Consider the following 17,943-nt stretch of genomic DNA (forward strand, 5'->3'; position numbering starts at 1 on the left):
GCTGGGGAGACTGGATCTCATGTACGTTCCTGCGCACTTCGCCCCTGACGACGAGGCCGTTCTGGAGTTGCTGGCCCATCACGGGGCCGCGGATCTGGTGACGATGACGCCCGACGGGTTGACGGCGACGATGTTGCCGTTCGTCCACGATCGCGAGCGGAACGTGCTGCTCGGGCACCTGGCGCGGAACAACGAGCACTGGCGCCTCCCAGTGATCGGCGATGCGCTGGTGATCATGCGCGGACCGGACGCCTACATCTCCCCGACCTGGTACGCGTCCAAGCAGGACGACGGCCGCGTCGTCCCGACCTGGAACTACGTCACCGCCCACATCCACGGAACCATGACCGTGCACGACGACCCAGCCTGGGTCGAGAACGTCGTACGGCGCTTGTCCGACCATCACGAGACCGGCCGGGCGGCACCGTGGTCGGTGGACGATGCGCCGGCGAAGTTCGTCGCCGGGCAACTGCGGGCGATCGTCGGCGTCGAGATCGGGATCAAGCGGATCGAGGCCAAGTTCAAGCTCAGCCAGAATCGCCCGGCCGCGGACGTCGACGGGGTGATCGACGGTCTTCGGGCCGACGGCGACGACCGGTCCGCCGAAGCAGTCGCACAGCACCGGCACTGAGCTGATTTGACCTTGACCCAAAGGGCAAGGTTTACGCTTCCCGCCATGTCTGGAGTTGTCGTGGTGGGAGCAGGTCCCGGGATCGGGCTCGCGGTCGCGCGCCGGTTCGTCCGGGAGGGGATGAGCGCCGGGCTGATCGCGCGCTCGGAGGCGACGGTGAAGGCCGCGGCCGAGGAGCTCGGAAGTGCCGGCGTACTGCCGATCACGGCCGACGTGACGGACGAGGCCGGCCTCCGCGTCGCGCTCGATCAGGTGGTCGACGCGTACGGCGTACCTGAGGTGGTCGTCTACAACGCCGCACTGATCCAGCCGGACCGGATCGGCGATCTCACCGCGCAGCAGCATCTCGACGCGCTGGCGGTGAACGTGGTCGGCGCGATCACCACCGCGGCACACCTCGCGCCCGCGATGGCCGAGCGCCGCAGCGGGTCGTTCCTGATCACCGGCGGCATGCCGTTGGCGAAGCCCGACTACGCGAGCCTGTCCCTCGGCAAGGCCGGCGTCCGCGCGGTCGTTACCCTCCTGCACCAGCAGTACGGCGCGGCCGGTGTGCATGCCGCGAGCGTCACCGTCAGCGGCGGCGTCTCCCCCGGCAGCGGCTGGGACCCGGACGACATCGCGAACCACTACTGGCGCCTGCACACCCAGACCCCGGCCGAATGGATCCACGAGATCGTCATCTGACCTCTTGTCGTATTGTTCAACAATCTCTATCGTGAGATCACCTGAGAGGGGGTCTCATGACGACGACTGCAACGCTCACTCCGGCCCAGGCACGGTCACTGTTCCGGGACGACTTCAGCGGGCCGACCACGGGTTGGGCCGGCGGGTACACGCAGACCAACCTGATCGCAGTCCCCGCGGACTGGGCGTACGACGTGCTGCTGTTCTGCACGCGCAACTCGCAGGCCTGCCCGGTGCTCGACGTGAGCGATCCGGGCGACCCGACGACGCGCCTTGCCCGGGGCGCGGATCTCCGGACCGACCTCCCGCAATACCGGATCTGGCAGGACGGCGAGTTGGTGGCCGAGGTGGCGGATGCGACCGAGCTGTGGCGGGACGACCTCGTCGCGTTCTCGCTCGGGTGCAGCTTCACCTTCGAGACTGCGCTGGCGGCTGAGGGGATCCCGCTGCGGCACGTCGACCAGGGGCGGAACGTGGCGATGTACCTGACCGACCGCGAGTGCGAGCCTGCCGGGCGGTTGCACGGTCAGCTCGTGGTGTCGATGCGCCAGATTCCGGCGGACCGGATCGACGACGCCGTACGGATCACGCGAGCGATGCCGGCCGTGCACGGCGGACCGGTGCACATCGGGGATCCGGGCGAGTTGGGGATCACCGACCTCGCGCGGCCGGACTTCGGTGATCCGGTCGACGCGGCCGCCGGCGACGTACCGGTGTTCTGGGCGTGCGGGGTGACTCCTCAGGCGGCGTTGATGGCGTCCCGGCCGCCATACGCGATCACGCACGCGCCGGGCTACATGTTCATCACCGACCGCCGCGACAGCGACTACCGCGTTTAGGCCCTGTCTAGAGCAGGTGCCGCTTGAAGCCTTCGGCCACGGCGGCGGCGCGGTCGGAGACGTCGAGTTTGGCGTAGATGTTGAGCAGGTGCGTCTTGACGGTGGCCTCGCTGATGAACAGGTGGCGGGCCGCCTCGCGGTTGGTGTTGCCGGCAGCAACCAGTTGGAGAACCTCGAGTTCCCGTGGGCTGAGCAGGTCGGCGGCCGGTGGGGTGCGGATGTGGTTCATCAGCGTGTTGGCGACCGACGGCGCGAGTACCGATTGGCCGTCGGCGGCGGCCCGGACCGCGCGGAGGAGTTCGTCGCGCGGCGCGTCCTTGAGCAGGTACCCGGTAGCGCCGGCCTCGATCGCGGGTACGACGTACCCGTCGGTGTCGTACGTCGTCAGCACGAGCACCCTCGACCGTACGCCGCGATCGGCCAGCTGACTGATCGCCGCGAGGCCGTTGACGCCGGGCATCTGCAGGTCCATCAGGATCACGTCCGGCTGCAGCGCCTCGGCCAGCCGGATCGCCTCGGCGCCGTCACCCGCCTCGCCGACGACCTCGAACCCGGGGTCGGCCGCGAACATCCCGCTCAGTCCGTCGCGCACGATCGGGTGGTCGTCGGCGATCAGCAGCCGGATCATGCGCCCACTCCGGTCAACGGCACCGTCGCCGAGATCGCCGTACCGAAGCCCGGCTCGGACTCGATCTCCAGCGTCCCGGCGAGCGCCTCGACCCGCTGCCGCATCGCGACCAGGCCGAACCCACCGGACTCCGACGAGGCAGTCCGGCCCGGATCGAAGCCGGCACCGTCGTCCCGGACGTCCAGCGCGACCTGCTTCTCCATGTAGGACAGCGTCACCCCCACGCGGGTCGCCTGCGCGTACTTCGCCACGTTCGCCAACGCCTCCTGAGTTGCCCGAAGCAGAGTCGACTCCGCCTCGGGCGTCAGCACCCGCGGCGTGCCGGTAGTGGTCAGCTGTACGTCGATCCCGTGCACCGCCGACCACCGTCGTACGACGTCCGCGATCGCCTCGCTCAACGTCGCTGACTGCAGCGGCTGGGGACGGAGCGCGTGCACCGAACGGCGTGCCTCGGTCAGACTCTCGCGGGCGAGCCCGACCGCGGTCGTCACGTGCCGCCGCCAGTCGGCGGCGTTCTCCGCGGCCTGGAGCTGCGTGACGATCCCGGTCAGCCCCTGCGCGAGGGTGTCGTGGATCTCGCGGGCCATCCGCTGCCGCTCGTCGATCACGCCGGCGTCGCGCGCCTGAGTCAGCAACTGCTCGTGCAGGATCGCGTTCTCGGCGAGCGTGGCCTCGAGCCGGCGGTTGGTCTCGGTGAGCGCGTCGACGGCTTCCTTGCGCTGCTGGCTGAGCTCCTCGCCGCGGTGGCCGAGCCACGCGGCGAGACACATCCCGACCACGTTCACCCCGACCACAGCCGCGTAGCCGAGCAGTCCGAGCACGTTCGTCTTCGGCATGTCGTACGACTGCGCCGTACCGGCGATGACCGCGACCGCGCCGATGCCGAGCAGTTCGCCGGGCCACGGCAGTAGGACGAACGTGTAGAAGTAGCCGGCCGGGGTGAGGAAGCCGAACCACGGATCCCGCACCACCAGGACCGCGAGCAGGATCACGAAGCCGATGACGAAGATCGCCATCGCGCGGAGGTCGGTCCGCCGGGCCGGCCGGAGCGTGAACATGCCGAGCGTCCACAGCGCGATCAGCGCGCACAGCCCCAGGTCGACGGCCAGTGACTCGGGCTGGTCGCGCTTGATCGGGATGGTGACGGCTGCGAGGCACGCAAGCAGCACATACGGCACCACCGTCACCCGCAGCGGCCACACCTGCTCGCCCATGTCACCCAGTGAACACCGAGCGGAGGTACTTGCCGTTGACCAGCAGCGCGACGGCTAGCAGCAGGAGTCCGCAGATCGCCTGCTCACCCTTCATCCACAGCGGGAACGTGCCCGGCACCGCGATGATCACCACGATCGCGACCAGCATCACCGCCGAGACGATCCGCAGCCGGAGGAAGCCCTTCCGGGAACCTCTCGCCGCGCTGCGCGCGAACAGGACGGTCAGCAGGGCACTGGCGACCACGATCGTCCCGCGAACCCAGACCGCGTCGTTGACCAAGGTCGCGTGGTGGCGCAGGGCGATGACGGCGGCCAGCGTGAGCACGCTGATCGCGAGGTAGCCGGCCAGCAGCAGTTGCACACTCCGCAACGCGGCCGTACTGCGGGGATGTCCGACGTTCACCGGGGTTGTCATACGACGACTCTCCCGCCCGGCACCGGGTCCGCACATCGCCCGCTCAGCTCTACCCGCCTCCACCGATCGGTTGATGCAGGCACACGATCGTTGCCCTGAGCACCTTCCTTCCGTGTCAGTTTGTGCACGGACTGTCACAGACTGTCACGGCAGGTTTACGGCTGCGTGCAGATGTCCGGACAGGGCTGGCGGCGGCAGGAGCGGTCGGCAGATCGTCGATGCAGGAACACGAAGTCCAGCAGGGTTCGAGTCAGGTCGACCACGGGAGGGTCCGGACACGTGCTCGAGACTTATCGCGGAATCCCACACCTGCTGGACACCTGGCTCGTCCTGACCGGCATGACCCTGCCGATCGCGCTTTCCTCGTTCCGCCGCCCGGGCGACCTGGTCCCGCGGCTGGCCGCGTTCTGCCTGCCGGCCGCGTTCGCGCTGGTGTTCGCGGCGACGCTCAGTCCGACGGCGCATCGTCTCGGCCAGATCGGCGAGTGCGGCACGCACCTGACCACGACCGGCGGGCTGACCTCGCTCCAGGGTCTGCTCAACGTCGTGCTGTTCGTGCCGGCGGCGGGCATGCTCACGCTGGCCAGCGGGCGCCCGGGCGACGGCATCGCGGCCGGGATCGGGATGTCGGCCGCGGTCGAGGCGGTGCAGGCATTGCTGCCGCAACTCGGCAGGTCGTGCCAGCTGCACGACCTGATCGCGAACTCGCTCGGCGCTTTCTGCGGGGTCGGCCTGGCCGCCGGCCTCCAGACGCTGACCCGGAGCCTGGTCGCTCGGCCGGGGTTCCTGGTGGTCAGCCCGGCCGTGGTCGAGCACGCCGCGATGCTCGTCGTACGGCGGCCGCGACATCCGGCCCGGCATCGGCGCGGAACCTTGGTCCCGGCCGGTCGCCCGGCGAGATATCACAGTACGAATACACAGTTATCCGGATAGTTATCCACAGGCTGTGGATGGAACCGTGGATGACCGCGTGATTACCTGGGGATATCCACAGCTCACGGTCGGACGTCGAGCCCGAGCGCGGCGGCGACGACCATCGCCTGGGTGACGTCGATCCGGGCGTCCTTGAGAGTGACGGTCAGTGGATCGAGCGTCGACAGATCGGATCCGCGCAGGTCAGCGCCGGTGAAGTCGGCTTTCTGCAGGGACGCGCCCGACAGGTCGAGGTCCCGGAGCACGGCCTTCTGGGCCCGCAGACCGGTCAGGTCCGTTTCACGCATCTTCACCCCGGTGAACTCGGCGCCCTTCAGATCCGCACCGGGCAGCCCGGTAAAAGACCAGTCACCGCCGGTCACCTTCATCAGGCTGTGGGCGCAGTCGTCGAACAGGCTGCCGACCAGCTTGCACCGGGTGAACGTCGTGTCGAACAGCGAACACCGCACGAACGTGCAGTTCACGAACGCGGCGTCGGTGTGCGTCGACGCGTTGAACCGGACCCCGCGGAACGTGCACTCCTCGAACACCCCGCCACGGTTCTCCACCTCGGTCAGGTCGGAGTCCACGAACAGCACCCGGCGGTACGTCTGCCCGGACGGGTCCGCGTCGTCCCAGTCCCGGATCGTCGACTCGGTCTGCGCCGCCGGACGCCCGCCCACACGGTCGGCCATGACTCTCCCTCGCTCGATGAGTGCCCCACACTGCCACGCCGTGCCGACACTGTGATGCTGACGACGGAGAACGTACGGCGGACCGACAAATAACGGCCGCACGATGGAGGAGTGACCGGAACTGAGCGGGTGATGGTGTTCGGCGCGGGAGGCTTCCTCGGCGCCAGGATCTGCGCGCTGCTCGCCGACCGAGGCGTCGAGTACCGCGCGCTGAGCCGGACCCGGAGCGAGCCGCACCGGCGCTGCGACCTGACCGTGATGCACCCGTACGCCCTGGACACCCAGATCGGGATGTACAAGCCGACCGTGATCGTCAACGCCGTCGGCGCCACGCTCGGCGAGCCGGCCGACCTGGTGCGGGCGAACGTGATTGCCGTCGAGGCCCTGCTCGGCTCGGTCCGCGACCACGCCGGCCATGCCCGGTTCGTCCAACTCGGCTCCGCGGCGGAGTACGGCGGGGGTCCGCACGGCACGAGCCTGTCCGAGGACAGCGCGCCGCGGCCGCTCGGTCCGTACGGGATCACCAAGCTCGCCGGATCGGAACTCGTGCTCCGGGCGCAGCGGGCCGGCGCGGACGCCGTCGTACTGCGGATCTTCGATGTGATCGGGCCGGGGGCGCCGGACAGCACGTTGACCGGGAGGGTGATCCGGGATCTGCGGTCGCGACACCTGATCGAGGTCGGGTCGCTGGACGTGTGGCGCGACTTCGTCGACGTACGGGACGTGGCCGAGGCGGTGCTCGCGGTCGCGCTCGCGGACGGGAAGCTGCCGCCGGTGCTGAACGTCGGGACCGGCCGGGCGACGCTCGCGCGGGACGTCGCCGGGCAGCTGTTCGAGCTCAGCGGTCAGCCGGCGACGATCGTCGACGACACCGAGCAGGAGACCGCGCTCGGTGCGCCGTGGCAGCAGGCCGACACCACCCTGATCGGCAACGCGCTCGGCTGGTCCCCCAAGATCGCCCTCGAGCAGTCCCTCGCCGACAGCTGGGCCGAGCCGATCTAGCACAATCGGCCTGTGGAAATCCGAGCTCTCAGTGAGGCTGCGCCGGATCGGCGACCGCCGGCCGTCAACGAGGATCTCGTCCTGACCGGCCCGGACTTCGCCGTCGTCCTGGACGGCGCCACCGCTCCGGCGGGCGTCGAGTCCGGCTGCCGGCACGACGTCCCGTGGCTGGTCATGCAGCTCGCCCGCCACCTGGCGTCTCCGCTTCTCACCCGATCGCCCGCACCGCTTCCCGACCTGCTCGCCGAGGCGATCACCGGCGTCCGCGCGAGCCACGCGGACACCTGCGACGTCAGCAATCCCGACAGTCCGTCGTCCACAGTCTCGATCGTTCGGCTCCACCCGGATCACGTCGAGCACCTCGTCCTGGCCGACTCACCGGTCGTCATGCGCGCACCGGACGGACAGATCACCGTCCACAGCGACGACCGGATCGAGCGTCTCCCCGAACGGACCCTCGACGCCGTACGCCGGTTGCGCAATCAGCCGGGCGGCTTCTGGGCGGCGAGCACCGAGCCTCAAGCGGCGTACGAGGCAGTAGTCGGGACCACGGACCGGGCCGACGTCGACGTGATCGCGATCCTCTCCGACGGCGCGTCCCGCTTCACCGAGCGCTACGGGCACTCGTGGGAGGAGTTGCTCGACGTACTCACGACCGCGGGGCCGCGACGGCTGGTCGACCTGGTGCGCGAACACGACGCCGCGTCGACCAACCCCGGCTGGAAGCGGTACGACGATGCGAGCGTCGTACTGCTTCAGGGGCCGTAGGTCGGGAAGCCCGGGCCGGGATGCTGCCGGCGCGGGGCGTACTGCGGAGTCTGGGGCGGCGGCGGCACGAAATCCTGGACCGGCGGCGGCGGAGCGAGCCGCGTCTGCTGCCAGCTGCCGATCTGGAGCATCAAGAGTGACGCGGTGATCGCCGCGACGACGAGCAGGACCGTCGCGACCGTGAACCCGATGTCGACGGCCAGCGCGACCCGGACCATGTAGTCCTGCAGGTCGTAGATGTCGACGTACCCACCCTCCGGATCGCTGCTGTCAGCCACCTGGACCAGCCGCACGATCCAGATGATCATCCCGACGACGGCGGCCGATCCGCCGCCGACGATGATGACCCAGAAGCCGGTCCAGGACACCCACCACGTGTACAGCAAGGCGCGGATCCGGCCGGATCGCGCGATGCCGGGTTGACCGGGCGGCTCGCTGGCGCGGGCGACGTCCTCGACGACCTGCAACGGGTACCAGAACTGCACGATCGGGCAGAGCCAGGAGCCGATGACCCACCCGGGTGACCGGCGGTGGGCGCCGTTGGTCGGGACGGTCGGGTTCGGGGCGAACGGCGAGTAGAGGAAGTCGACGTTGTCGCGGGCGCGCCACAGCCAGATCAGGTACGCGATCCCGGTCCCGATCAGCAGGTAGCTGATCAGGTTGAGCAGCGGGCCGGTGCCGGCGATCGACTCCATGCCGCTCTGGATCTCCTCGTCGGAGAGCAGCCCGTAGACGAACCTCTTGACCTCGCTGTACGACCGCCAGAGCAGCACGCACTGGATGACGGCACCGAGCGCGGTCACGCCCATGAGCGCGATGCTGACGATCGCGAGTGCCCGCAACGGCCGATACTGCGGCACCACCGGCATCGGCTGGTACGGCATCGGCTGGTAAGGGCCTGGCCCCTGATACGGGCCCGGGCCTTGGTACGGCTGCGTCACCTTCTACCTCCCCGCAGCCAAGTTAACCCCAAGACCGGAGTCACACCGCCGCAAAGGCCTCCCGTACGGCGGGCAGCGCCAGCTCCCGATCCGCAGCCGACAACCCGATCCGCGTCCGCCGATCCAGTACGTCGTCCTCGGTCAGCGCCCCCTCGTGCCGTACGGCGAACTTCACCTCGGCGTACGTCGTCCGCAGCCCCGCCGCGATCGGATCCTGCAACTCGGGCGGGCCCGCGATCACCTGCGGCGCCTCCACGCCGTACCGCTGGACGAACCGCGCCGGCGCCCGGACCGCGGCCAGGTGCACGCGATCGGCCGCACCCACGAGCGGGATCCGGTGTGTTTCACAGGAGCGCCGTACCTCGAGCGAGGACTGCGCGAGAGCCTTGTCGAGGGCGTCCTGCGCCATCCGGCGGTAGGTCGTGAGCTTGCCGCCGACGATCGTCACCACGCCGTCCGGGCTGGTGATCACCGCGTGCCGCCGGGAGATGTCGGCGGTCTTGTCCTCGCCGTTCTGGTGACCGGTGTCGAGCAGCGGCCGGAGCCCGGCGTACGTGCCGAGCAGGTCCGCGCGGGTCACCGGCTGCTGCACCGCGGCGCTGATCGTGTTCAGCAGGAAGTCGATCTCCGCGTCGGTCGCCTGCGGTACGTCGCTCACCGGGCCCGGTGCGTCCTCGTCGGTGAGGCCGACGTACACCCGGTCGTCGGGCGCCGGGATCGCCATCACCACGCGCCGCAGCTCCCCCGGCACCGGCACGGTCAGCACGGCGGACAGCCCGCCGAACACGGACTGCGGCAGCACCAGGTGGGTGCCGCGGCTCGGCCGGAGCTTGATGCCGGAGGCAACCTGATCCGCCCAGATCCCGGCCGCGTTGATCACCACCCGTGCGTCCACCGACCGACGGTCCCCGGTCAGTTGGTCGACCAGCACCGCGCCGCGGCCGGTGACCTCGGTGGCGGCGACGTGGGTCAGGATGCGAGCGCCGTACTGCGCCGCGGTCCGGGCGATCGCGACGACCAGGCGAGCGTCGTCGTACAACTGTCCGTCCCAGGTGAGGAAGCCGCCGCGCATGCCCTCGGGCTTGAGCGTCGGCGCGTAGCGCAGGATCTCGGCCGAGCTGACCCGGCGGGAGTGCGGCAGATAGTCGTCGCTGGTCCGCGCGAACGTGCGCAGTACGTCGCCGCCGAGGAAGGCCGACCGCAGCAGCGCCGCCTGGACGAACTTTGCCTGTGGCAACCACGGCGCGATCTGCGGGATCGGGTGCACCAGGTGCGGCGCGGTGGTCTTCATCAGGATGCCGCGCTCGACGGCGCTCTCGTACGCGATCCCGACGTGCCCGGACGCCAGGTAGCGCAGGCCGCCGTGCACGAGCTTGGAGCTCCACCGGCTGGTCCCGAACGCCAGATCGTGCTTCTCCACCAGGGCAACGGTCAGCCCGCGCGCGGCCGCGTCCAGCGCCACGCCGGCGCCGGTGACCCCGCCGCCGATGACGAGCACGTCGACCGCGCTCAGCGAGTCGAGCTCACGGGAACGCCGTGCGGCGTTGAGGCTCGCGTTGCCCACGCTGATCATGGCGTGAGGTACCTGGTGAGCATCACCCGCAGCTCCTCGTCGAGCTTCGGGTACTCGTCCTTCTCCGCCATGACCGGGCCCGACACCGCCGACGCCAGCGAGACCAGGATGATCTGCCGCGCCAGCCACACCGGATCGCCATCGCGGATCGAGCCGTCGGCCTGCCCCTGGCGGATGCCTTCCTCGACCAGCGCGAGGTGCGCGACGGTGCTGCTGCCGCGGCGCTCCATCAGGTACGGCGTGAGGAACTCGGGGTCGAGCTCGACGATCTTCCGCATCAACGGGTGCACCCGGGTCTTCGCGACCACCTCGACGACACCCTCGACCAGGCGCGCCCGGCCGTCCACGGCATCGGGCTGGAAGGCGGACACGAGCGCGATCGTCCACTCCCGGGTCATCAACGCCGCGACCACGGCCTGCACGTTCGGCCAGCGTCGATACAGAGTCGCGCGGGAGACTTCGGCGTGCCGGGCGATGTCGGCCATCGTCATCCGGCGCATCCCGATCGCCAGCAGCAGCTCGTACGCCGCGTCCAGGATCCGCTCCTCGCCGATCGCGTTCGCCGGCGTGGGACGGGTGCTGGTTTCCTGATCCGAGTCGCTGCTACGCTGAGACATCACACGTCAGAGTGTATCAGCGACTTTGCCATCCCGGAACTGTCGATGGGAGGTGGAAGCCAGGGGGTTCCACCTCCCATCGACGCTACCTCGCCGGACCACCCAAGGGGAGCCAGTGACCAACGAATCCGACCTCCCGGTGGTGCAACTCACGCCCGGCCGCTGGGGCGACCCGGCCCACCCGGTCGACCTCCCGTCCGCCGCGGTCGACGCGCTGAAGCACCTCGGGGTACGGCGAACCGGTGTCGAGCCCGTCGAACCGGCCGACCGACCAGGGCTCACCGACGACCAACTGTCGTTCTTGAATCAGGTCGTCGGAGCTGAGCACGTGGCCTCGGACCTGGACTCGCGCTGGGCGCACACCCGCGGCTACTCGACGACGGACCTGCTGAGGGACCGCGCAGGCGACACTTCGGACATGCCGGATGCGGTGGTCTACCCCGCCTCACACGACGAAGTGCAGGAGCTGCTGACCGGTTGCGCCGATCAGGACCTCGCCGTCGTCCCGTATTCCGGCGGTACGTCGGTAGTCGGCGGCCTCGCCCCATCGCGCCGGTTCGTCACCGTGGATCTGCGGCGCCTCGATCAACTGGTCGACCTCGACGAGGTCTCGCGAACGGCCACGCTGCAGGCCGGCGTCCGCGGCCCAGCCGCCGAGGCGTTGCTCGCCGAGCGCGGCTACACGCTGGGGCACTTCCCGCAGTCCTACGAGGGTGCGTCGATCGGCGGCTACGCGGCGGCGCGGTCGAGCGGCCAGTCGTCGGCCGGGTACGGCCGCTTCGACCAGATGGTCGTCGCCCTGACCCTCGCCACTCCGCGCGGCACGATCGAGCTCGGACGCGCGCCGATGTCCGCGGCCGGCCCGGACCTGCGCCAGTTCGTGCTCGGGTCCGAGGGCGCGTTCGGCATCATCACGTCGGTCGTCGTACGGATCCGTCCACGACCGACCGAGCGGCATTTCGAAGGCTGGCGGTTCGAGAGCTTCGACACCGGGCTGGCGGCCGTACGACGGCTCGCGCAGGACGGCCCGTTACCGACGGTGCTTCGGCTGTCGGACGAGGTCGAGACCGCGGTGAACCTGGCCGACCCGGACGTGCTCGGCGGCGGATCCGGCGGTGTCCTCGCGATCATCGGCTTCGACGGCCCGTACAACCAGGCGACCGCGGAAGTGCTGACGGCCGCCGGCGGGAAGAACCTCGGCGCGGATCCGGGCGAGACGTGGCGGGTCGGTCGCTACCGGGCGCCGTACCTCCGTGATCCCCTGCTCGACGAAGGCGCGCTCGTCGAGACCCTCGAGACGGCGGCGTTCTGGTCGCGCATCCCGGCCCTGAAGGCGGCCGTCACCGAAGCGCTCGTCGGCGCCTTGGGTGCCACGCCGCCTTTGGTCCTCTGCCACATCTCGCACGTCTACGAGACCGGCGCCTCGCTCTACTTCACGGTGATCTGCGCGCAGTCCGACGATCCGATCGAGCAGTGGCGAACCGCGAAACACGCCGCCAACCAGGCGATCGCCGACGCCGGCGGCACGATCTCCCACCACCACGGCGTCGGCACCGACCACCGCGACGCCTATGCCACAGAGATCGGCTCCTTGGCCGTGGAAACCCTGCGCGCGGTCAAACGAACCCTCGACCCTGACAACGTCATGAACCCGGGCATCCTGATCCCCGAAGACTGAGCGCTACTTCTGGTTGCCGTCCAGGGCGCTGCCGATGTCCCGCAGCGCGCCGGTCTTCGGCTTCTCGCCCTTGGTCTCGTTGCTCGCGGCACCGTTACCGTCGGAGACGCCCTCCAGCGCCGCCCGGAAGTTCTTCGCGTCCTCCCGGCTCCAGCCGCCGCCGCCCTTCTGCTGGTCCCCGCTCTCGTGAACGTCCTTCGCCATGCTTCCTCCCGTGGTCTCGGCATCGCTTGACTTCAAGTTCAGTTGAGGTACGACGGTACACGCATGACTCCTGAACCGTCCGACCGTCCTGTTGCTCTCATCACCGGCGCGTCCGCCGGGCTTGGGCTCGCACTCGCGCACGGGCTGGCCGATCGCGGCTGGGCGCTCGTGATCGACGCACGTGGCGCCGAAGCGCTCAAGGACACCGCCGACGCATTGGCTGACCGCACCGACGTCGTACCGCTGGCGGGCGACGTCACCGACCCCGAACACCGCGCCGACCTGGTGGAGGCGATCACCGAGCTCGGCCGCCTCGACCTGCTCATCAACAACGCCAGCTACCTCGGGCAGAGCCCGCTGCAAGCGCTGGCCACAGCCGACCTCGACGAGCTCCGTCGCGTCTACGAGGTCGACGTACTCGCGCCAATCGCACTCACGCAAGCCCTGCTCCCAGCACTCACTACAGCGTCCGGTGTGCTGATCAACATCAGCTCCGACGCCGCAGTGGAGGCCTACGAGACCTGGGGTGGCTACGGCTCCGCCAAGGCCGCTCTGGACCACGCGACTCGGATCCTGGCCGCTGAGCACCCAGCACTAGCGGTGTACGCCGTTGACCCAGGTGATCTGCGTACAGCGATGCACCAGGCCGCCTTCCCTGGTGAGGACATCTCCGACCGGCCTGAGCCCGCAACCGTCGTACCGGCGTTCCTGCAGCTGCTGGACAGCCGGCCGGAGAGTGGCAGGTACCGAGCGGCCGAGTTCGCACCAGCGGTGGCCTCATGATGGTGCACCCACACACCAGGTTCGACCTGCCGGAGGCGCTGAACGCCGGCGAACCACCGGAAGCCCGCGGCGTCTCGCGGGACCACGTGAAGCTGCTGGTCGCGGAGGGGTCGACCGTCACGCACACCCGCTTCGACCGCATCGGAGAACACCTGCGGCCCGGTGACCTGCTGCTGGTGAACACGTCCACCACGTTGCCGGCTGCCGTCGACAGCTCGTCGTACACCGTGCACTTCTCGACGCCGCTCGACGACGGCACCTGGGTCGTCGAGCTGCGCGACGGCGGCGCACCGAAGTTCGACGGTACGGCGGGCGACCGGGTGGAGCTGCCGGAAGGCGCGCTGACGTTGCTGGCGTCGTACCAAGGCTCGAATCGCCTGTGGATCGCCAAGCCGCCGGTGGCCGATGTACTCGGGTACCTGCAGCGGCACGGGCGGCCGATCACCTACAACTACGTCGGCAAGCAGTGGCCGTTGGCGTCGTACCAGACCGTCTTCGCTCGCGACTCGGGCAGTGCGGAGATGCCCAGCGCCGCCAGACCGTTCAGCTTCGAGCTGGTGAGCCACCTGGCGTCGCAGGGCGTGCTGATCGCACCGATCCTGCTGCACTGCGGCGTGTCCTCATTGGAGAGCCACGAGCCACCTCAACCCGAGCGGTACGACGTACCCGCGCATACTGCCCGCCTCGTCAACTGGGTCAAGGCCAACGGCGGCCGGGTGATCGCTGTTGGCACCACCGCCGTACGCGCCATCGAATCAGCCACGACCCCGGACGGCAACGTCACGCCCGCGCACGGCTGGACCGACCTGATCCTCGGTCCGGAACGCCCGCCGTACGTCGTCGACGGCCTGATCACCGGCTGGCACGCCCCCGAGGCCTCCCACCTACTCCTCCTCGAGTCCGTGGCCGGCCCCGACCAGGTCCAACGCGCCTACGACGCCGCCGTACAAGGGACCTACCTCTGGCACGAGTTCGGCGACAGCTGCCTCATGCTGCGCTGACCATCCGGGCGCAGAGGTCAGGAGGCTTTGGCTGGGTGCTTCTGCTGGGAGATGCGGTTGGTGGTCTGCAGGGCGGTCACCGCGCTCGGAGATTCCGGTGGGGCCGGCCGTACAACCTGATGCTCGTTACCGGGCCGGGCTCGCTTGTCCACTGCACGTGGGCTCATACCGATGTCCTAACCAACTCGGTCCCCCGTCGGGACGTCACTTGATTAGACGAGTCCGCCACCCCGGTTGTCATCAGCTTTTATCCAACTGAGCGAAAGTTGTGGCCTAGGCCGCTCCCCCTAGCGAGGCTCGAAGTACCTCCAGGTCTTGCCGTGATCGGCGCTGGTGATGACCTGGTTGCCGTTGTACTGCTTCCCGTAGACGAGCTCGCCTTCTCGTGTCAGCTCGCCCAGATCGGCCGGCGGTGTGAACGGCGAACCGGCACCGGGCCGGAGGAGTTCGCGCTTCTTGCCCTGGAAGAGCGCAAGCCCGGTGCCGTTGTCGAAGGCAACGGGAGACGAGAGGTACGGGGCGGCCCGGGTGGCCACTGTCGTCCAGTGTTCGCCGCGGTCGGTGGACAACCGCAGCGGCACCGGGTCCTCCATCCTGTCGGGCTTTCTGCCCGGGATCGCCACCAGCGTCTTGCCGTCAGGGCTGACTCCCAGTTCGCCGCCCATCCGGCCCTGGCTGATGACGGAGTGACCCCAGTTCTTGCCGTGGTCGTCGGTCCAGTAGATGTTGCCGACGCCGCTGTTCTTGGCGCCGACCAGCCACCATCGTCCGGTGGTGTCGCGTTGCGGCTGGTAGGCGTTGTCGATCCCGGGGACCTTCACCTCCCGCAGGGTGCCGGTTTCCAGATTCAGCGCCCGCAGCGTGCCGTACGCCAGCAGCACGTCGCCGTCGGCGAACTCGCTGGTCGGCGGAGCCCAACGCAGCTTCTTCTCGACCCGGCCCTGGTTCGTCAGGCGGACCATCACCGACTGGGCCCAGGTCGGATCGCTGCCCTTCATGCTCGTCGGCATCGACAGCGCCAGAACGTCGTCACCGGCCTGCAGCACGACGTACTGGTTCTTGCGTACCGGAGCGGTGGTCCGTACGCCGTCGCGGCTCAGCACCGCGGCGTAGTTGAAGGTGTATCCCGGCTGGGGTGACGACCACACCGAGGCCCAGCGTGCCGGTGTCGCGAACGCGATGCCGGCCATGCCCGACTTCTTGTCGCGGACCAGCTTCTCGGCCGCCTGGTCGACCGGGATCGACGCGGTGCCGGCGGCCGGCGGCTTCTCGGTACCGGTCACGTTCCCGAGCGGCAGCACGGCAGCCACCACTGCGGCCGTCACCGCCGCAATGACTCCCGCGCCGGTCAGCGCCTGCCGACGGTGACGGCGCCGGATGCCACGGCGCTCCAGAGCCTCGAAGGGCACCGGCTGGACGGTCTTCTGCGCGTCCCACGACAGTTCTTTCAGCTCAGACATGGTTGACCTCCTCGGCGTCGTCGGCGAACTCCCGGACCAGCGGGGCCAGGCGGGACCTGCCTCGGGAGAGGCGAGCCTTGACGGTCCCCTCCGGAACACCCAGCTGTACGGCGATCTCACGCACCGGCAGATCGACGATGTGGTGCAGGACGATCGCCTCGCGCTGCTCGTAGGGGAGCTGCCGCAGGGCCTCGACCAAAGCGACCCGGTCCGCGGACAGCCCGGCCATCGTGGTCTCGGGAGCACCTGCCCGGGAGAGCAATCCGTGGAATCGGGTCGCGCGGCGGTAGCGCCGGCGTACGACGTTCAGCGCGACTGTGCGCAGCCACGCCTCCGGGCTGTCGAGCTGGGCGAGCCGCCGAGGTTTCTCGACCGCCCGGACGAACGCCTCCTGGACGGCGTCCTCGGCCTCGCCCAGGTTCCCGCAGATCGCGAACAGTTGCCCGACCAGCCGCCGGTAACACCCCTCGTACAGCTCGCGCACCGTGTCGCCGTCAGCCATCACCACTCCCCAGATCGGACCCTTTGCCTGCACGAGTCCTGGCGGGAGGTTCTGGTTGCATCAGCGGCTGGGGCGTTCGAAGATCAGCTCCAGGCCGTCCTCCTCGTCCCACTGTTCGCCGTTCTCGACGAAGCCGAAGCCGGCGATGGTGGCCAGCGAGGCCTGGTTGGTGGGGCTGATCGTGGCCCGGACGGTCCGTACTGCGGGTTCGGACGCCGCACGTTCCAGCAGCGCGGTCACGATCGCCTTGGCGAAACCCTGTCGCCGGTACGGCGGGTCGACCGTGTAGCCGATCTCCACCATGCCGGCCTCGTCGGGCGGACCGTGGAAACCGGCGTACCCGACCACGGTCCCGTCAGCCACGGCGAGCTTGACGAGCCACCCGAACGTGCTGGGATCGCGCTCCAGCTGATCGAGGCGGTACTGCCAGAGCCACTTGGCCCTGTCACTGAGGAACTCGTCACCGAGCTGGAAACCGAGCTCGGTCTGTGCCGCGGAACGATCGTCGGCCAGCAACGCGGTCATCGCGCTACCGGTCATCTCGACGAAGCGAACCGGCCGGGGAGAAGAAGTAGTCATCGCGCTCATCTTCACCCCCGGCAGCCCGCCAGACGAACCATTTAGGCGGACTGTTTGTTGCGGCGTTGGTCCGAGAGCCGGAGGTAGATCCAGGCGACTGCGGCGCCTACTACGAAGCCGCCGAGGTGGCCTTGCCAGGAGACGTTGGGGATGGCGAAGGACAGGAAGGCGGTGACGGCGACGTACATGATGATCCAGGTGATGTCCCCGCCGCGGGCGCGGCTGATCACCAGGAGGGCGCCGACCAGGCCGAGGACTGCGCCGGAGGCGCCGAGGGTCGCGCCGCCGGGGGACGACAGGAACCAGACCGCGATACCGCCGCCGAGCGCGGACAGCAGGTAGAGGACCGTGAACCGGAGCCGGCCGAGCATCTGTTCCAGTGGCGGACCTAGCTGCCAGAGCATGAACAGGTTCGAGAAGATGTGGAAGAACTGCACGTGCGTGAACGCCGACGTGAGCAGTCGCCACGGCTCGCTCTCGGTCAGCACCGGGACCATCACCAGGTCGCTGAGGAGCCGCGGGCTGCCCGTGCGGACCGCGATGAAGACCAGGACGTTCAGCGCCAGCAACGTGTAGGTGACGACCTGCTGGCTGCCGGCGCGCTGGATGCCGCCGAGCGACGTACGGGTCCGCGGAACCGAGCGGACGCCCTCGTTGAAACAGTTCGGGCACTGGAAGCCGACGGCGGCATTGTTCATGCACGCCGGGCAGATCGGCCGGTCGCAGCGCTGGCAGCGCACCCCGGCGGGCCGATCCGGGTGCCGGTAGCAGACGGTCTCGGTCACGCGGGTTGCGTCCCTCCAATGAGAGAGCGGGG

Annotated in this window: 21 protein-coding genes; 9 read left to right on the top strand and 12 right to left on the bottom strand. The window is 69.4% G+C overall.

Going from position 1 to position 17,943, the window contains the following annotated elements:
* The first annotated feature begins 19 nt into the window (after positions 1–19).
* From OHB24_RS11275 to OHB24_RS11285, 3 genes are read left to right on the top strand one after another with little or no spacing between them, the layout of a single operon-like run.
* Positions 20–631: an FMN-binding negative transcriptional regulator gene (locus tag OHB24_RS11275; RefSeq protein WP_327638919.1), complete on the top strand. Its 612-nt coding sequence runs from the start codon at positions 20–22 to the stop codon at positions 629–631.
* Positions 632–676: 45 nt separating this feature from the next.
* Positions 677–1,315, top strand: coding sequence for an SDR family oxidoreductase (locus OHB24_RS11280; RefSeq protein WP_327638920.1), 639 nt, complete (start codon positions 677–679; stop codon positions 1,313–1,315).
* A 56-nt stretch (positions 1,316–1,371) separates the two neighbouring features.
* Positions 1,372–2,154 carry a putative hydro-lyase gene (locus OHB24_RS11285; RefSeq protein ID WP_327638921.1) on the top strand — a complete coding sequence of 261 codons (783 nt, stop codon included), beginning with the start codon at positions 1,372–1,374 and terminating at the stop codon, positions 2,152–2,154.
* A gap of 7 nt (positions 2,155–2,161) precedes the next feature.
* Here OHB24_RS11285 and OHB24_RS11290 read toward each other — a convergent pair whose 3' ends face one another.
* Genes OHB24_RS11290 through OHB24_RS11300 form a run of 3 tightly spaced genes read right to left on the bottom strand, consistent with a single transcriptional unit; the run spans position 2,162 to position 4,411 of the window.
* Entirely contained in the window at positions 2,162–2,782 is a 621-nt protein-coding gene (locus OHB24_RS11290) for a response regulator transcription factor (protein WP_327638922.1), read from the bottom strand.
* The gene (locus OHB24_RS11295) at positions 2,779–3,996 is read right to left on the bottom strand and encodes a sensor histidine kinase (protein WP_327638923.1); all 1,218 of its coding nucleotides are present in this window, start codon (positions 3,994–3,996) and stop codon (positions 2,779–2,781) included. The genes OHB24_RS11290 and OHB24_RS11295 overlap by 4 nt, the downstream gene beginning before the upstream one ends.
* A gap of 1 nt (position 3,997) precedes the next feature.
* On the bottom strand, positions 3,998–4,411 hold the full coding sequence (locus OHB24_RS11300) for a hypothetical protein (protein WP_327638924.1): 414 nt from the start codon (positions 4,409–4,411) through the stop codon (positions 3,998–4,000).
* Between the two features lie 279 nt (positions 4,412–4,690).
* On the opposite strand from OHB24_RS11300, the gene OHB24_RS11305 reads away from it, so the two are divergent.
* Positions 4,691–5,344 carry a VanZ family protein gene (locus OHB24_RS11305; RefSeq protein ID WP_327638925.1) on the top strand — a complete coding sequence of 218 codons (654 nt, stop codon included), beginning with the start codon at positions 4,691–4,693 and terminating at the stop codon, positions 5,342–5,344.
* A gap of 62 nt (positions 5,345–5,406) precedes the next feature.
* On the opposite strand, the gene OHB24_RS11310 is transcribed toward OHB24_RS11305, so the two are convergent.
* Positions 5,407–6,018, bottom strand: a complete 612-nt coding sequence (locus OHB24_RS11310; protein WP_327638926.1) for a pentapeptide repeat-containing protein — start codon at positions 6,016–6,018, stop codon at positions 5,407–5,409.
* A 111-nt stretch (positions 6,019–6,129) separates the two neighbouring features.
* On the opposite strand from OHB24_RS11310, the gene OHB24_RS11315 reads away from it, so the two are divergent.
* A complete protein-coding gene (locus OHB24_RS11315) occupies positions 6,130–7,020 on the top strand; it encodes an NAD-dependent epimerase/dehydratase family protein (protein WP_327638927.1) in 891 nt (296 codons plus the stop codon).
* Between the two features lie 12 nt (positions 7,021–7,032).
* Complete coding sequence (locus OHB24_RS11320) at positions 7,033–7,788, top strand: protein phosphatase 2C domain-containing protein (protein ID WP_327638928.1); 756 nt, start codon at positions 7,033–7,035, stop codon at positions 7,786–7,788.
* Here OHB24_RS11320 and OHB24_RS11325 read toward each other — a convergent pair.
* From OHB24_RS11325 to OHB24_RS11335, 3 genes are read right to left on the bottom strand one after another with little or no spacing between them, the layout of a single operon-like run.
* Positions 7,776–8,729 (bottom strand): DUF4328 domain-containing protein, encoded by a 954-nt coding sequence (locus OHB24_RS11325; protein WP_327638929.1) that lies wholly within the window; start codon positions 8,727–8,729, stop codon positions 7,776–7,778. The genes OHB24_RS11320 and OHB24_RS11325 overlap by 13 nt on opposite strands.
* A gap of 40 nt (positions 8,730–8,769) precedes the next feature.
* A complete protein-coding gene (locus tag OHB24_RS11330; protein WP_327638930.1) occupies positions 8,770–10,302 on the bottom strand; it encodes a glycerol-3-phosphate dehydrogenase/oxidase in 1,533 nt (510 codons plus the stop codon).
* Positions 10,299–10,919: a TetR/AcrR family transcriptional regulator gene (locus tag OHB24_RS11335; protein WP_327641049.1), complete on the bottom strand. Its 621-nt coding sequence runs from the start codon at positions 10,917–10,919 to the stop codon at positions 10,299–10,301. Before OHB24_RS11335 ends, OHB24_RS11330 begins: the two co-directional genes overlap by 4 nt.
* A gap of 115 nt (positions 10,920–11,034) precedes the next feature.
* Between OHB24_RS11335 and OHB24_RS11340 the strand changes: the two genes are divergently transcribed.
* Positions 11,035–12,597 carry an FAD-binding oxidoreductase gene (locus OHB24_RS11340; RefSeq protein WP_327638931.1) on the top strand — a complete coding sequence of 521 codons (1,563 nt, stop codon included), beginning with the start codon at positions 11,035–11,037 and terminating at the stop codon, positions 12,595–12,597.
* Between the two features lie 3 nt (positions 12,598–12,600).
* On the opposite strand, the gene OHB24_RS11345 is transcribed toward OHB24_RS11340, so the two are convergent.
* Positions 12,601–12,801: a hypothetical protein gene (locus tag OHB24_RS11345; protein ID WP_327638932.1), complete on the bottom strand. Its 201-nt coding sequence runs from the start codon at positions 12,799–12,801 to the stop codon at positions 12,601–12,603.
* A gap of 63 nt (positions 12,802–12,864) precedes the next feature.
* Between OHB24_RS11345 and OHB24_RS11350 the strand changes: the two genes are divergently transcribed.
* Positions 12,865–13,584, top strand: a complete 720-nt coding sequence (locus OHB24_RS11350; RefSeq protein ID WP_327638933.1) for an SDR family NAD(P)-dependent oxidoreductase — start codon at positions 12,865–12,867, stop codon at positions 13,582–13,584.
* A complete protein-coding gene (locus tag OHB24_RS11355) occupies positions 13,581–14,585 on the top strand; it encodes an S-adenosylmethionine:tRNA ribosyltransferase-isomerase (protein ID WP_327638934.1) in 1,005 nt (334 codons plus the stop codon). Before OHB24_RS11350 ends, OHB24_RS11355 begins: the two co-directional genes overlap by 4 nt.
* Positions 14,586–14,872: 287 nt before the next feature.
* Here OHB24_RS11355 and OHB24_RS11360 read toward each other — a convergent pair whose 3' ends face one another.
* From OHB24_RS11360 to OHB24_RS11375, 4 genes are read right to left on the bottom strand one after another with little or no spacing between them, the layout of a single operon-like run.
* Positions 14,873–16,045 (bottom strand): sialidase family protein, encoded by a 1,173-nt coding sequence (locus tag OHB24_RS11360; RefSeq protein ID WP_327638935.1) that lies wholly within the window; start codon positions 16,043–16,045, stop codon positions 14,873–14,875.
* Positions 16,038–16,547 carry an RNA polymerase sigma factor gene (locus tag OHB24_RS11365; protein ID WP_327638936.1) on the bottom strand — a complete coding sequence of 170 codons (510 nt, stop codon included), beginning with the start codon at positions 16,545–16,547 and terminating at the stop codon, positions 16,038–16,040. The genes OHB24_RS11360 and OHB24_RS11365 overlap by 8 nt, the downstream gene beginning before the upstream one ends.
* Positions 16,548–16,607: 60 nt before the next feature.
* On the bottom strand, positions 16,608–17,126 hold the full coding sequence (locus OHB24_RS11370; protein ID WP_327638937.1) for a GNAT family N-acetyltransferase: 519 nt from the start codon (positions 17,124–17,126) through the stop codon (positions 16,608–16,610).
* Between the two features lie 41 nt (positions 17,127–17,167).
* Complete coding sequence (locus OHB24_RS11375) at positions 17,168–17,911, bottom strand: rhomboid family intramembrane serine protease (protein WP_327638938.1); 744 nt, start codon at positions 17,909–17,911, stop codon at positions 17,168–17,170.
* Positions 17,912–17,943 lie beyond the last annotated feature (32 nt).

The sequence above is a fragment of the Kribbella sp. NBC_00482 genome, assembly GCF_036013725.1.
Lineage (GTDB): Bacteria > Actinomycetota > Actinomycetes > Propionibacteriales > Kribbellaceae > Kribbella.